At 62.7% G+C, this 13,620-nt stretch carries 14 protein-coding genes and 1 pseudogene; 9 read left to right on the top strand and 6 right to left on the bottom strand.

What is annotated here, in order from left to right; genetic code table 11:
- Positions 1 to 8: 8 nt before the first annotated feature.
- From ABH944_RS18445 to ABH944_RS18435, 3 genes are all read left to right on the top strand, one after another.
- Positions 9 to 908, top strand: a complete 900-nt coding sequence (locus tag ABH944_RS18445) for an AraC family transcriptional regulator (RefSeq protein WP_404608038.1) — start codon at positions 9 to 11, stop codon at positions 906 to 908.
- Between the two features lie 207 nt (positions 909 to 1,115).
- On the top strand, positions 1,116 to 2,225 hold the full coding sequence (locus ABH944_RS18440; RefSeq protein WP_404608036.1) for a porin: 1,110 nt from the start codon (positions 1,116 to 1,118) through the stop codon (positions 2,223 to 2,225).
- A 2-nt stretch (positions 2,226 to 2,227) separates the two neighbouring features.
- Complete coding sequence (locus ABH944_RS18435; RefSeq protein ID WP_404608035.1) at positions 2,228 to 3,271, top strand: nucleoside hydrolase; 1,044 nt, start codon at positions 2,228 to 2,230, stop codon at positions 3,269 to 3,271.
- Positions 3,272 to 3,290: 19 nt separating this feature from the next.
- Here the strand turns inward: ABH944_RS18435 and ABH944_RS18430 are convergent, their stop codons facing one another.
- A complete protein-coding gene (locus ABH944_RS18430) occupies positions 3,291 to 4,199 on the bottom strand; it encodes a LysR family transcriptional regulator (RefSeq protein WP_404608034.1) in 909 nt (302 codons plus the stop codon).
- Between the two features lie 92 nt (positions 4,200 to 4,291).
- On the opposite strand from ABH944_RS18430, the gene ABH944_RS18425 reads away from it, so the two are divergent.
- From ABH944_RS18425 to ABH944_RS18415, 3 genes are all read left to right on the top strand, one after another.
- Complete coding sequence (locus ABH944_RS18425; RefSeq protein WP_404608127.1) at positions 4,292 to 5,641, top strand: NCS2 family permease; 1,350 nt, start codon at positions 4,292 to 4,294, stop codon at positions 5,639 to 5,641.
- Positions 5,642 to 5,668: 27 nt separating this feature from the next.
- The gene (locus ABH944_RS18420; RefSeq protein WP_404608032.1) at positions 5,669 to 6,763 is read left to right on the top strand and encodes an adenosine deaminase family protein; all 1,095 of its coding nucleotides are present in this window, start codon (positions 5,669 to 5,671) and stop codon (positions 6,761 to 6,763) included.
- Between the two features lie 203 nt (positions 6,764 to 6,966).
- The gene (locus ABH944_RS18415) at positions 6,967 to 8,181 is read left to right on the top strand and encodes an MFS transporter (RefSeq protein WP_404608031.1); all 1,215 of its coding nucleotides are present in this window, start codon (positions 6,967 to 6,969) and stop codon (positions 8,179 to 8,181) included.
- Positions 8,182 to 8,209: 28 nt separating this feature from the next.
- Here ABH944_RS18415 and ABH944_RS18410 read toward each other — a convergent pair whose 3' ends face one another.
- Complete coding sequence (locus ABH944_RS18410) at positions 8,210 to 9,271, bottom strand: helix-turn-helix domain-containing protein (RefSeq protein ID WP_404608030.1); 1,062 nt, start codon at positions 9,269 to 9,271, stop codon at positions 8,210 to 8,212.
- A 357-nt stretch (positions 9,272 to 9,628) separates the two neighbouring features.
- On the opposite strand from ABH944_RS18410, the gene ABH944_RS18405 reads away from it, so the two are divergent.
- A complete protein-coding gene (locus ABH944_RS18405; protein ID WP_404608029.1) occupies positions 9,629 to 9,922 on the top strand; it encodes a hypothetical protein in 294 nt (97 codons plus the stop codon).
- Positions 9,923 to 10,006: 84 nt separating this feature from the next.
- On the opposite strand, the gene ABH944_RS18400 is transcribed toward ABH944_RS18405, so the two are convergent.
- Positions 10,007 to 10,711: a substrate binding domain-containing protein gene (locus ABH944_RS18400; protein ID WP_404608125.1), complete on the bottom strand. Its 705-nt coding sequence runs from the start codon at positions 10,709 to 10,711 to the stop codon at positions 10,007 to 10,009.
- A gap of 33 nt (positions 10,712 to 10,744) precedes the next feature.
- Positions 10,745 to 10,831: pseudogene (locus ABH944_RS18395) on the bottom strand (LysR family transcriptional regulator); the annotation flags it as partial.
- On the opposite strand from ABH944_RS18395, the gene ABH944_RS18390 reads away from it, so the two are divergent.
- Positions 10,829 to 11,179, top strand: a complete 351-nt coding sequence (locus tag ABH944_RS18390; RefSeq protein ID WP_404608123.1) for a zinc-binding dehydrogenase — start codon at positions 10,829 to 10,831, stop codon at positions 11,177 to 11,179. The pseudogene ABH944_RS18395 and the gene ABH944_RS18390 sit on opposite strands and share 3 nt — an antisense overlap.
- Positions 11,180 to 11,206: 27 nt before the next feature.
- Here the strand turns inward: ABH944_RS18390 and ABH944_RS18385 are convergent, their stop codons facing one another.
- Positions 11,207 to 12,364, bottom strand: a complete 1,158-nt coding sequence (locus tag ABH944_RS18385) for a citrate synthase (RefSeq protein ID WP_404608028.1) — start codon at positions 12,362 to 12,364, stop codon at positions 11,207 to 11,209.
- 99 nt (positions 12,365 to 12,463) lie between these two features.
- Here ABH944_RS18385 and ABH944_RS18380 point away from each other — a divergent pair, with 99 nt between their 5' ends.
- Positions 12,464 to 12,985 carry a DinB family protein gene (locus ABH944_RS18380; protein ID WP_404608027.1) on the top strand — a complete coding sequence of 174 codons (522 nt, stop codon included), beginning with the start codon at positions 12,464 to 12,466 and terminating at the stop codon, positions 12,983 to 12,985.
- 12 nt (positions 12,986 to 12,997) lie between these two features.
- Here ABH944_RS18380 and ABH944_RS18375 read toward each other — a convergent pair whose 3' ends face one another.
- Positions 12,998 to 13,459 carry a GNAT family N-acetyltransferase gene (locus ABH944_RS18375; protein WP_404608025.1) on the bottom strand — a complete coding sequence of 154 codons (462 nt, stop codon included), beginning with the start codon at positions 13,457 to 13,459 and terminating at the stop codon, positions 12,998 to 13,000.
- Positions 13,460 to 13,620 lie beyond the last annotated feature (161 nt).

The raw sequence follows: 13,620 nt of genomic DNA, 5'->3' as shown, positions 1-13,620 counted from the left end.
GTGGAAGGATGGAACATCTCGCCGAACTTCGCACGCTGATCAAACGCCACGCCCGCGCCGACATGATGGTCGAAGCGCTGCCGGGCGTCGCGGTCATGGCTTCCAGCACAACCACCGAACCGATCCACCATGTGTACGAACCCATGCTTGCCGTCATCGCGCAAGGCACCAAACGCACGGTGCTGAACGACAAGGTCTTCGAGTACCGCGCGGGGCAATACCTCGTCGTGTCCGTCGATCTGCCGATCACCGGGCACGTAATCGAGGCCAGCGAGCGCGAACCCTTTCTCGCGATGGGGATGGTGCTGAAGCCGGCGACCATTGCCACGCTGCTGCTGGAGACCACGGGCGGCGACAGGACCATCGCCGAATCTCTGGGTTTTGCCATCAGCCAGGCATCGCCGGAATTGCTTGATCCGGTCGTGCGCCTGCTTCGACTGCTGGAGCACCCTGAAGACACCTGCGTGCTCGCGCCCATGCTCGAGCGCGAAATCCTGTGGCGGCTGCTTGCGGGCGAACAGGGCGGGATGGTGCGGCAGATCGGTCTCGCCGATAGCCGCTTGTCGCAGATCAGCCATGCCATCCGCTGGATCCGCAGCCACTACGCCGAGACGGTCGCGACCGAAGATCTGGCCGGGTTGGTGAGCATGAGCGTTTCGTCGTTTCACCGCCACTTCCGCGCGGTGACTTCAATGAGCCCGCTTCAATATCAGAAGCGCATACGCCTGCAGGAAGCGCGTGCACGGCTTCTTGCGGAATCGGGCGACGTCGCCGCGGTGGGATTCGAGGTCGGCTACGACAGCCCGTCGCAGTTCAGCCGCGAATACAGCCGCCTGTTCGGCGCGCCGCCGGGCCGCGACGTGGCGCGCTTACGCAGCATGCCGATGCTGGAGCAAGGCATCGCCTGAAACACGTACGGACGCACCCCTCCGTGCGCCACGACCCGCGCGCACGCTTCCCACGCTCAAACCGCCTTGTATAAATCCATTTGATGGGTTTATAAGAAAACACAATTATTTTTATGGTTTTCAGCTTTGTACAGTCCGATGCAGTCACAACGCGCCATGCAGCAAACAACGAGCGCGACAACAACATCCACTCGCCACCGGACCACCATGAAACTTCTCAAGCTTGCTCCCCTCGCGGTGCTGGGCGCCTTCACGGCGTCGTCGTATGCACAGAGCAGTGTCACCCTTTACGGCCTCATTTCAGCGGGCGTCGGCTTCGCGACCAACCAGGGCGGTCACAACGCTTACGAGGCGCTGAGCGGCACGAACCAGAATCCGCGCTGGGGCCTGAAAGGACGGGAAGACCTGGGCGGTGGCTTAAGCGCGGTGTTCCAGCTTGAGAACGGTTTCAACATCATGAGCGGCACGGCCTCGCAGAACGGCCGCGAATTCGGCCGGCTGGCGTACGTCGGTCTCGCCGATAAAACCTACGGCACGCTGACCCTCGGCCGCCAGTACGACACGATCCACGACTACATCGGCCCGGTGATCATTGCGAGCAACGGCGTGAATATTGGCGATAACGACAACGGTTATAACGACATCCGCTTCCAGAATTCGGTCAAGTATGTGAGCCCGGATTATCGCGGGCTGAAGGCCACCGCCGTCTATGGCTTCAGCAACTCGACCAGCTTCGGCGACAACAACGCGTACAGCTTCGGCGTGGGTTACGAGAACGGCCCGCTCAAGTGGAGCGCGGTCTACGCGCAGTACAACCACCCGTACAGCCCCACGAATCAGGACGGCGCGATCTCCAATGACTACGCGTCTTCGCTGCTGATCTTCGCGAAGAGCGCGACCAACCCGTCCGTGTTCGCGAGCAAACAGCGCATTGCGGGCACCGGCGGTTTCTACACCATCGGGAAGGCACAATTCGCTGCGCTCTTTACCGACGTCCGCTACGATTACCTCGACAACTCCCACCTGCACTTGCAGAACTTCGGCGTGAACGTGGTGTACACCATGACCCCGTCGCTGTTCCTCGGCGCGGCCTACGGTTACACGGACGGCAAGTACGATGTGATCAACCAGAAGCCGCAGTGGCATCAGGTCAACTTGCAGGCGGACTATTTCCTCTCGAAGCGTACCGACGTGGCGTTGACGGTGATCGGCCAGCTGGCTGCCGGCGACGCCGAGCATGCGCAGATCTTCGCCTTCGCCCGGTCGACCACGACACGCCAACTCGTCGCAACTATCGGCATGCGCCACGTATTCTGAACATGAGCCAAACTTCCTGCTTTCCTCGCCGCACGTTCCTCAAGGCATCGGCGGCGCTGACTGCCGGTGCGCTGTTCAACCCGCTTGCACAGGCGGCGAACGAGCGCCGCACGGTGATCATCGACTGCGATCCGGGTCAGGACGATGCTATCGCCATCCTGTTCGCACTCGGTGCGCGCGACCGGCTGGACCTGCGTGCGCTGACCGCCGTGGCGGGGAACGTGCCGCTGAACCTGACCGAGCGCAACGCGCGCATCGTGCGTGACTGGGCCGGCCAGACGAAGACCCTGCCGGTGTACGCAGGCTGCCCGCGTCCGCTGATGCGCCCGTTGATCACCGCGGCGAACGTGCATGGCAAGACCGGACTTGAGGGCGTGGAGTTGCACGAACCGCTGGCGCCGGTCGCGCAGCAACACGCGGTGGCGTATCTCGTCGAGACATTGAAAGCGGCCCCGCCGCACAGCGTGACGATCTGCGCGATCGGACCACTGACCAACCTCGCCGCCGCGCTCACCGAAGCGCCGGAAATACGCGAAGGCCTGCGCGAAATCGTGCTGATGGGCGGCGCATTCTTCGAGCGCGGCAACATCACGCCTGCCGCCGAATTCAACATCTATGTCGATCCGGAAGCAGCCAGTATTGTGTTTGCGAGCGGCGTGCCGATCGTCGTGCTGCCACGCGATGTCGCCGTGAAAGCGCCCATCACACCCGCACGCATTGCGCCCTTCCGCGCCATTGGCAACCGCTGCGGCGCGATCGTCGCGGACATCATGGCGGCGGAGGTGAAGTATCAGAAGGGCCGGCGCGGTGCGGAAGAAGCGCCGATGTACGACCCCACCGCGGCGGGCTATCTCGTCGACCCGAGCTTGTTCAAGGGCCGTATGGTCAACGTGGTGGTGGAAACAACCGGACAATGGACGCTGGGCGAAACGGTGGTCGACTGGAGCGGCCATAGCGGCCGTGCGCCGAACGCGACCTGGATCACCGATGTCGACGCCGATGCGTTCTACGCCGCGTTACGCGCGAGCATTGCAACGCTGCCTTGAGCCGCCGTGCACCCAAGGTTCAAATGTGCGCGGCAATATAGTCCCAGACCGCTTTCACGTGCGGGCCGCGATCCTCGCCAAGCAGCGAGATCAACGCGATGGCACGTGTGACGCGCGGCTTGTCGAGACGCAGCGCCACGAGTTCGGGATCATGCAGATGCAGCGTATAGAGGCTAGGCAGCACCGCAATCGCAAGGCCGTTGCGCGCCAACGCGTACAGCGGCTCGGAGTATTCCATCCGGTACGCCACGGAGAGACGCAGCTTTTCGTCGCCACTCGTGCGATGCAGTGCGTCGCTTACACTGCCGCGCACGAACACCGCGAGGTCGCGGCCAACCAGCTTCGCCCACGGCAAGGTCTTGCGTTTGGCGAGCGGGTCGTCGCGCCGCAGGACCACGACGATCTCGTCTTCGAAGACGTCCTTGAAACGCAGGGCCTCGTGGTTCGCTTCCGGTTCATGCACGCCAATGCCGATATCCGCGACACCATCGCGCACAGCGTCGATCAGTGCGGTGTTCGGCAGGTCGGTGAGCGTGAAACGCAACGACGGCCGTTGTTCGCGGAACGCGTTCAACACCGGCAGCAGACGCCCCGCCACCGATGGAATCATCGCAATGCGCACCGTCTGCACGCGCTCGGCGAAGGTGCTGGCCATGTCGTCGAAGGTACCGCGCGCATGGTTGAGCAGGCGTTCGGCGAGCGGCAGTACGCTGGCCCCGGCGGCGGTCAGCGTGAGGCGATGAGCGGAACGCGCGAACAACGGGCCGCCGAGCAGGAACTCGATCTGCCGGATCGCGGCGGTCAGCGCGGGTTGTGTCAGCGAGAGCGATTGCGCCGCTTGTGTGAAGCTGCGCGCATGGGCGAGCGCAACGAAATACTGCACTTGCCGCAGCGTCAGCGCGGGCAGGAGGGACGAACGATCGGACATGAAGCGCCACCGCTTGGGGACAATGCGCCGCAGTATAAAGCGCGTCCAGGCCAGAATCTGCAAAGGAAATAATAGTGAACAAGGAATCTTCGATGGCATCGAACGACCTCGCCGCACCAAAAACATCGAGCGGCTGGCTGGATCGCCGCTTCGCATTGAGCGCACGCAATACCAGCGTGCGCATTGAGACGCTCGCAGGCATTACGTCGTTTCTCGCGGCGGCGTATCTGCTCGTCGTGATCCCGTCGCTGCTCGCAACGGGCGGCATGGACCGCGGCGCGGCGACCACGTCGACCATCATCGTTTTCGTTTTGAGCACCATTTTCATGGGGCTTTATACGAACCTGCCGTTTATCGTCGGGCCTGGAATTGGCGGCTCGGTGATCCTTGGCGTGACGCTGGCGGCAACCGAACATGTCGCGTGGCAGACAGGTCTCGGCATTGCGTTCATCTCCGGCGTGCTGTTTCTTATCCTCACGCTGGTCGGCGCGCGCAGTCTGGTCGTGCGGCTGATTCCGGCGCAGATCAAGCTGGGTCTCGGCGCATCCATCGGGCTCTTTATCGCGGTGCTTGGATTCCGCAACGCGGGCATGGTGATCGCGAACGCAAAGACCAATGCCCTCGCGCTCGGCGATTTTTCGCGGCCCGGAACCATCGTCGCGTTGATCGGCCTGGCCGCCGCCGTGGTATTGCAGGGACGGCGCATTCCCGGCGCCATTCTCTGGGCAATCCTGATCGCAGCCGCGGCAGGCGTACCGCTTGGTGTGACGCATCTGCCGCAATCGATGATCTCGTTGCCGCACGACATCATGCCCGTCGCGTTCAAGCTGGATATTCCAAGCGCGCTGACGGTGGCGGCCATTCCTTATCTGTTTGTGTTCTTCGCCGCCGAATTTTTCTCGACCCTCGGCACGACGCTCGCGGTCGGCGCCAAAGCGAACCTGCTCGACGAAAACGCCAACCTGCCGAATATCAACCGGCCGTTCCTCGTCGATTCGATCGCGGCCACGCTCGGCCCCGTGTTCGGAATTCCAGCGCTGACCGCGCTGGTCGAATCGGCGGCGGGCGTGGAAGCGGGCGGGCGCAGCGGGCTCTCGTCGCTGGCTGCGGCAGGCATGTTCGCGTTGATGCTCCTGTTCGTGCCGGTCGCGCTCGCGATTCCGAAGGAAGCCACCGCGCCGGCGCTGATCCTGATCGGCCTGTCGATGTTCAGCACGATCCGCCACGCGCATTTCGACGATTTCACGGATGCTTTCCCGGTCCTTTCAATGGTCCTGCTCACGCTGATGTCGAATAGTTTCGGCACGGGGATTGCGGGCGGCTTGTTGTGTTTCGTGATCGTGAAGCTGCTTGCCGGACGGTTCAAGGAAGTCCCCTGGGGCCTTGTCGTGCTGGCCATTCCGCTCGGTTATTACTTCTGGACCGTTGTTAAGCACCATTAATCCCGCACTACCGCAAGTACCAACAATATGAACGAGACATTTGGCAACGTGCCCGCTTCACGCACCGGCATCAGCACCACGCCGGCGCACCGGGCATTCTTCAAGGCAATCCCGAAGGTCGAACTGCACTGCCATTTGCTCGGCGCAGTTCGGCACGAGACGTTTATCGCGCTGGCCGAAAAAAGCCACGCACCCATCGAACGGGCCGAGATCGATGCGTTTTATACCCGTGGTGAAAAGCCGGTCGGCGTGTTGCGCGTACTGCGCGCGCTCGACGAGTACCTGCTCACCGATGCCGATGACCTGCGCCGCATCACCTACGAATATCTGGAGGACGCCGCCGCGCATAACGTGCGCCACGCCGAATTTTTCTGGAATCCGACCGGTACCGTGCGGGTATCGAAGATTGAATACGGTGACGCACAGGCGGGCATTGTCGCGGCGATTCGCGACGCATCACGGGACTTCGGAATGTCCGCTCTGCTGATTCCGAGTATTGACCGTGAGGCCGATCCTGACGAAGCAGTGACCCTGGTCGAGTGGATGAAGTCCCATCGCGCCGATGAAGTCGCGGGCATTGGCGTGGATTATCGCGAGAACGACCGGCCGCCGGAATTGTTCTGGAAGGCCTATCGCAACGCCCGGGAAGCGGGCTTCAGGACCACCGCTCATGCGGGCGAGTTCGGCATGCCGTGGCGCAATGTGGAGACCGCGGTCGAGTTGCTGAAGGTGGACCGGGTCGACCACGGTTATACGATCGTCGACAATCCCGCGCTAGCCGCCAAATATGCCGCATCCGGTCTGGTGTTCACGGTGGTGCCGACCAACTCTTATTATTTGCGGACGTTGCCGCCGGAGAAATGGGCCGAGCTTCATCCGATCCGGCGCATGCCCGGACTGGGTTTGAAGATCCATCCGAATACCGATGACCCGGCGCTGCACAAGGTGAACCCGAGTGAAGCGTGGGAGCTGATGTTCAGTCATTTCGGATTCGGTATCAGCGATTTGCGGGGTTTCATGCTGAATGGAATCGATGGGGCATGGGTCGGTAACGTGACGCGCGACGCGTGGAGAGTCCAGTGGCTCAACGAATTTGACGCGCTGGCCGCGCAATTGCCGTAGGGGTTTCGCCTGGAGCCGTTGGTCCCTGTGGCTGCCGGCTGCAGACCGGGTTCAAGCGCGAGTATCCCGGTTGCCTTATCATTCGCCGGGCACGGCGAAAGCCATGCCCCGAGCAGAAAGATGCAATCCCCCATACCGCGCCCATGCACCCCGCAGCAGATCCCCTGACCCGCACCCCGAACGCCAGACCGGCACGTATTGTCGTGGCTACCATCATCGGGAACGCGTTTGTCGCATACGACTTTACGGTCTACAGTTTCTCCGCCGTCATCATCGGCAAACTGTTCTTCCCGTCGCACGACCCGCTGTCCTCGCTGCTGCTGTCGCTGGCCACCTTCGGCGCGGGTTTCGTCATGCGTCCGCTCGGGGCCATGATCATCGGGCAGATCGCCAACAGCCGGGGCCGGAAAGCCGGCATGGCGTGGTCGCTTGCGCTCATGACACTCGGTACCTGGATGATCGCGTGCCTGCCGACGGTTGCCTCCATTGGCCCGGCTGCCACGGTATTGATGGTTCTCGCGCGGCTCATGCAAGGGCTCGCGGCAGGCGGAGAGATCGGACCGGCGTCGGCGGTACTGATGGAATCGGTGCCGCGCAACCGCCGCTGTTATCTCACCAGTTGGCGCGGCGCCAGCCAGGGCGCTGCCGCGTTTGCCGCCGCGATGCTCGGCGCGATCACAACCGCGTGGCTCTCGCCTGCCGACATGCAGGAATGGGGATGGCGGATTCCGTTCATGCTCGGTGGACTGATCGGCCCTGTCGGCTGGTACCTGCGCCGGCGGATGCCTTCGGTCGTCGTCGATGTACCCAAGCGCCCCCGGCTCGCCACCCTGCTCGCGGAGCACGGCCGCCCGCTCTTCTACGGAACCTTGATGATGGCCGCGCCGTCTATCGGCATCTACATCACGGTGTTCTACATGCCGAGCTATCTGGTGCGAACGCTGCATCGCCCGCCCGTCATCAGCCTGCTGACCGCGAGCCTCTCAGGTCTCGTGATCCTGGTGGTCAACCCGCTGCTGGCCAAAATTGCCGATCGTCAGCCAGGGCGCAAACCCATCCAGTACATGACGCTCGTGATCTGTCTGGTGATGACGTATCCGGCCTTCCTCGCCCTGAGGATGGGTGTAGGCGATGTCACTGCGCTGCTGATCATCCTGGGATATGTGGCGGTCGCGCTCAGTAACGCCGGCGCAAGCACGGTGATGATGCTGGAGGCCTTCGCGCCGCAGCATCGCGCCGCCGCGCTGTCCATCATGTACAGCTTCGGCGTGGCGATTTTCGGCGGCTTCTCGCCGCTCATCGTCACGTGGCTGATCGCCGCGACCGGCAACCCGATGATGCCCGCGTGGTATCTGATCGCCGCCACGTGCGTCACGCTGTTCGCCCTGCAGCGCTTTCCTGAAAGGACGCTCGACTGAGCGGGTAGCGTATTATCGGTTCGGCGTTTTATTTGCCGCCAGGCCCATACGACGACAGCAGATCCAGTTTGCTCGCCCGCTGCAACTCCAGTGCGCGAGCACGCGTATCTTGCGGACTCATGCCGTAAGCACGGCGAAACGCCCGCGTGAAATCCGACGCGCTGCTAAAACCGAGCCCGTAGGCAATATCGAGGATATGAAGGCGTGGGAAGCGGACGAGTTCGTCGGCGGCCTCACGCAAACGACGGTTGCGGATATACGCCCCCAGTCCGCCCTCATGCTCGAACCAGCGGTAGATCGTGGCGCGCTTCAATTGCAGCGCTTCCACTACGCTCGAAGGCGAAAGATCCGGCTCGTTGAGATTCGCTTCAACATACCGCCGCACCTGGCTCATTACGGCCGCCTGCACGGCTGCACGAGCATCGCCTGTCAAACTCGCCTGCTTCCGGAACGCCGCGAGCAGCAACTGCGCGCCGGCATCCAGTTCATGCGCCGCCTGCGCCGCGCCCATTCCCGGCAGGTCGCGGCTCAGCGCGAGCGCGTGATTCACCACCAGCTGGGTCAGCGGCGCTCCGTGCTCGACCACGCGGCCATGAATGGAATCCGCGCCGGGGAACGCGGCCTCGACGACCTCTCTTGGTACGAACATCGTCAACATGTGGCACGCAGAGCGCTCGACGCGAAACGGCTGGTCCAGGTCGAAAACGATTAACCCCTCCGTCGAATCCGCAGCGCCGCGCTTCTTCTGCATGCCCATTTCCGTGCTGATCTTCCCCTGCACGAAGATGTGGAAAGCGTAGCTGCGCCGCTCGTCGGTGGACACTCTCGCGACCGAGCGTTCAAGCGTCATAGCGTCGGTAACGGCGTCCGTGAAAGTGAAATCGCCGACCGAATACCGGTCGATACGGCCGAGAAAGCCGTCGGCGATCTGCTCCTTCGAGGGCAGGACATCCACGACATGCCCGACGCGATCACGCCAGGCGAGCATCTGCTGGTTGAGCTCTGACGCGTACGTGCTGAAGCTGCTGCGGACAATTCGATGCTCCGCAGCAGCTTCAGCGAGTCCGTACCGATCGGTATTCGAAGCCATGATGAGTACCTGATGGCGCCCCAAAAAAACCATTCCATGCAGCATGGGACGCGGTGAACAATTTATTTCGAGAACTGAGACATACGGTCAAGTCCGGTTAAACCCTTGCGATATCTTCACATCAATAACATCGCTGTCCCTTCCGAAATGTGGAGAGGACATGGTTGGTTTACGGCATTGCGAGCGGGAATTGCAGGCTTTTTCCATCGAAGGGCCGTGGTACCGGAAACGGGACCGCCGCCCTCGTTCATCGCCGTTTTCACTGGCGAGGCGAGCGGCCTGGCGGGCGATGTCCGGACGAATTGATCGCAGCACCCTTCCTGAGAAGCTCAGCGAAGCACGACGAGATATCAGCAAATGAGCACTTCAAAGAAAGTACCGTGGCCTAACCTGGGAGTCCCCGGCAACTTGCTGCCCGCAAGTTTAGCCGATCGCCAACTTGACCATATTGAGCGCATGGTTCGGACCATCGTGCGTGCCAACCCTGCCGGACCCGTCCACGGCATGGACCAGGGGTACTGGGAAAGCCGGCTTCGTGCCCTGGTGAATGAGAACAACCTTGTGGCGGTACAGCAACACCGCGTGCAGCGGTTATTGCAAGACCTGGCCCAGCGAGCACGTCCGAACGCGTTCAACCGAACCGCGGCGTAAATCTGGAGCGGCGGTAGATGAACAAGCGGCATTGGCCTCAATGCCTTCTCTCCCGCCGCCGCGCTCTGTAGATCCTGTCGCCGCCTACCGTGGCCCCTGCCACGGCGGATCGGCGAACACACCCAGCACCCAATCCACGAACGCGCGGGTCTTCGCCGGCTCATGCTGAACCGAAGGCCGGACCACGCCGACCCCCGACTCCCCGCTCACGGTCCAGTCCGTCAGTACCGGCACGAGCCGGCCGTCCGCCCGTTCCCGCGCCACCAGCCAGTCAGCCGCCATGATGATGCCCGTGCCCGCGAGCGCCGCCTGGAGAGCGGCCTCGGCATCGTCCGTCTCCAGCCTTCCCGCGATCCTGACCGTGCGCTTCTTGCCCTCGCGATGCAGATGCCACACCGGATGCGTCGTCAGCCGCGTGAAGCAGATGCAATCGTGACGCAACAGGTCGTCCGGCTCCCTCGGCGCGGGCCGCCGATCCAGATATGAAGGCGCTGCGCAAAGAAGCCGGCTCGTCATCGCGAGGCGGCGGGCGATCAGCCGGGTGTCCTTCGTCTCGCCTACCCGGATTCCGGCATCGAAGCCCTCGGCGATCAGGTCGGTGTATCTGTCGGCATAGAGTGCCTCGACGCGAACCGCCGGATACCGTGCAAGAAACTCGGATAAGCGCGGCGCGATCCACATGCGTCCGAACGTGACAGGCAGCGTCAGCCGCAACAGGCCCGTGGGCGCCGCGGCCATCGCACGCGCCTCGTCCTCGGCGGCGCGCACCATGTCCATTGCATTGCGCATCCGGTCGCGGAAACGAACACTCGCTTCAGTCGGCGATACGCGGCGCGTAGAACGCTCGAGCAGGCGGATCCCCAGGCGCGCTTCGAGGGCCGCGACCCGTCGCGATACGACCGAGCCATCGCGACCGACGGCGCAGGCGCGGACCTGATTGTCGAAACGGTCGGGCCGGCGACCTTCGCGCGCTCGCTTAACGCGGCCGCGGTGACGGCCACGATCTTCGTGGTGGGGTTTGTCAGCGGGATGGCGCTCTCCATTCCCATCCTGCCCATCAATCTGAAGACGCTCAATATTGTGGGCAGCAACACGGGGTCGACAGCGAATCTCGCCGATGCCGTGCGCGCCATCGCCACGACGGGTATCAAGCCTGTAATCGATAGAACCTTCGGCTTCGAGCAAACCGTCGACGCTTACCGGTTCCTTGAAAGCGCGGCGCACTTCGGCAAAGTCGCGATCGACCTGGATGCCTGATTTGCTGCGTTTGCTGCACCACCGGGCTCACTGCGCGGGCTTCGGCGGTAGTCCGACATAACGTGTGCGAGGCCGGATCAAGTGGCCTGTTTGCGCTTGCTCCAACGCGTGAGCCAGCCAGCCGGCGCAGCGTGCAAGCGCGAAGAGCGAGAGCGGCGCATGCGCCGGCAGATCGAAAGCGGAAGCGAGAACCGCCAGCGCGAAATCGACGTTCGGGCGCTCACCCACCGCTTTCTCCACGCACGCGGCAAGCTCCGCGTAAAGCGGCGGTACGCTCACGGTGCTGAGCAGGGCACTCGCCCGGGGATCGCCATCGGCGTAAAGCGGATGGCCGAATGCTGGAAACACCCGGCCTTGCGCGAGCCAGTTGCGCACGGCCGCTTCCGGGCCAATGCCGGTTGCCAGCTCGATCAATGCACGAACGGCCGTCGACGCGCCTCCATGCAACGGCCCGGTGAGCGTGGCAAGGCCCGCCAGCACCCCCGCCGATAACGACGCGCCGGTGGAGACGGTGACGTGCGTGGCGAACGTCGATGCATTCAGTTCATGGTCGGCGAGTAAAACGAGGACGCGGCGGATCGCGTCTTCCGCCTCGCCGCATCCCCACGATACAGCCAGCCGCTCGCTGACCGCGTGCTCACCTGCTGAAGCGGACGGGCCAAGGATGGCTTGTGCGAGCGTCGCGAGCACGCTGGCGGCTTCGTCCCGCAGCACGGCGGGCGTACGTCCGCTCGATGGCAAATCACGCGCGCTACGCGTGGCCAAGGCGACGAGACTCGCCGTTAGCGGATCATCAGTGGCGGCAGTCCGGCGTACCGTTGATGTCTTGATGCAGACCTCATCGGTGTCCCACAACATGCCCGTGACTTCCTCGAACGTCGCCGTGTTTGCAAGCTCAATAGCGTCCCGCCCGCGGTACCACAACCTCCCGTTCGATACCGTCGAGATAGCGGACAGCAAAACGGGATCGCCCCAGTCAATAGCCTGGGCCGCCACCTTCGCGACCTTGCGCTGTCCGCTGCGCCGCTCGGCCATCCGCAATACATCGTCCCGGTGATAGAGGCTGCGGCGAGGGTCTGTCTTGTCGGGCTTCGCGCGGATTTTTCCACGACTCACGTTCGCATACAGCGTCTGCGCGCGCACGTTCATCACGCTCAAGGCCTCGGCCGCTGTCATCCATGCCATGAAAGTCTCACATTGATGAATTGAATCAAGATTGACGTCAACTTTATCAATATTAATATCCGTACGGTACGAACGTCATGGAGCCGCAAGGAGGACGACATGCAAGGCTTGTTCAAACAGCACTTCGACACATTCGCGCGTTACAACGCATGGGCAAACGCCCGTCTCTTCGATGCAGCCGCCCTCCTGGGCGACGCCGACTATCGGGCAGATCGCGGCGCGTTTTTCAAGTCGGTTCACGGCACGCTCAATCACTTGCTCGTGACCGACCGCGTATGGATGTTTCGCTTTACCGGCGAGGGTGAGCCACCCGAGCGGCTCGATGCAATCCTCTTCGAGCAGCTTGAGCCGCTGCGCGATGCGCGTGAAGCGGAGGACGCCCGGATCGTGCGATATATAACGGGGCTTGACGAGACTTCGATGGAAGGCTCGATCACGTACCGGCGCGTCTCCACGCCGGAAGCAATCACGCAACCTCTCGCGCCTGCACTGGCGCACTGGTTCAATCACCAGACGCATCACCGGGGTCAGGTGCATGGGCTGCTGACCGGTCTCACCGGACGCGCGCCGGAGCTTGACCTGCTCTTCTACCAACGCCTCGCGGAGCGGGGGCTGGCTTAAGCGGCAGCTGCCTCATAGCGGCTTGCGATAGACCACGGATCCTTGCTTCTCGCCGACCTTGTCGTAGAGTTGCATCGCCGTGGTGTTGGTCTCCTGCGTGTGCCAATACACGCGCTCCACGCCTGAGTTCTGCGCGTGTTGATAAACCCCGTTGATCAGCTTGCGGCCTACGCCCTTTCCTCTGGCAGCCTCCGCAGTAAACAGGTCCTGCAGATAACAACTCGGCCCCAGCTGGATCGTGCTTCGATGAAAAAGAAAGTGCGTCAGCCCGATCAACTCTCCAGCACTCTCCGCGACCAGCGCATGCATGGGCTCATAGGCATCGAAGAAACGTGACCATGTCATCCGGGTGATTTCAAGCGGCAAAGCCGTTTCGCCGTGGCGGCCATAGAAAGCGTTGTAGCCATCCCAGAGCGGTTTCCAGGCGGCGAAATCGGATATCTCAACGGGGCGTACATGAATGGCTTCGTTCATATCGGGTGCCTGGTGTGGTTGAAGGTTCGCGCGTCGGCGAGCGGAAGCTGCACGCAGAATAGATGGGTGCTGGCACCCTTCATAGATCCAATAAGGCCATTAAAACTAGAGCCACGGCCGGGCTTCCGCACGGACCACGAGGCCGTAGGCAAGCTGGCAGA

Source organism: Caballeronia udeis, from assembly GCF_044909315.1.
Taxonomy (GTDB): domain Bacteria; phylum Pseudomonadota; class Gammaproteobacteria; order Burkholderiales; family Burkholderiaceae; genus Caballeronia; species Caballeronia udeis_A.
Note: the sequence above shows the minus strand (reverse complement) of the source record. Positions and strands in the feature narration are given on the sequence as shown.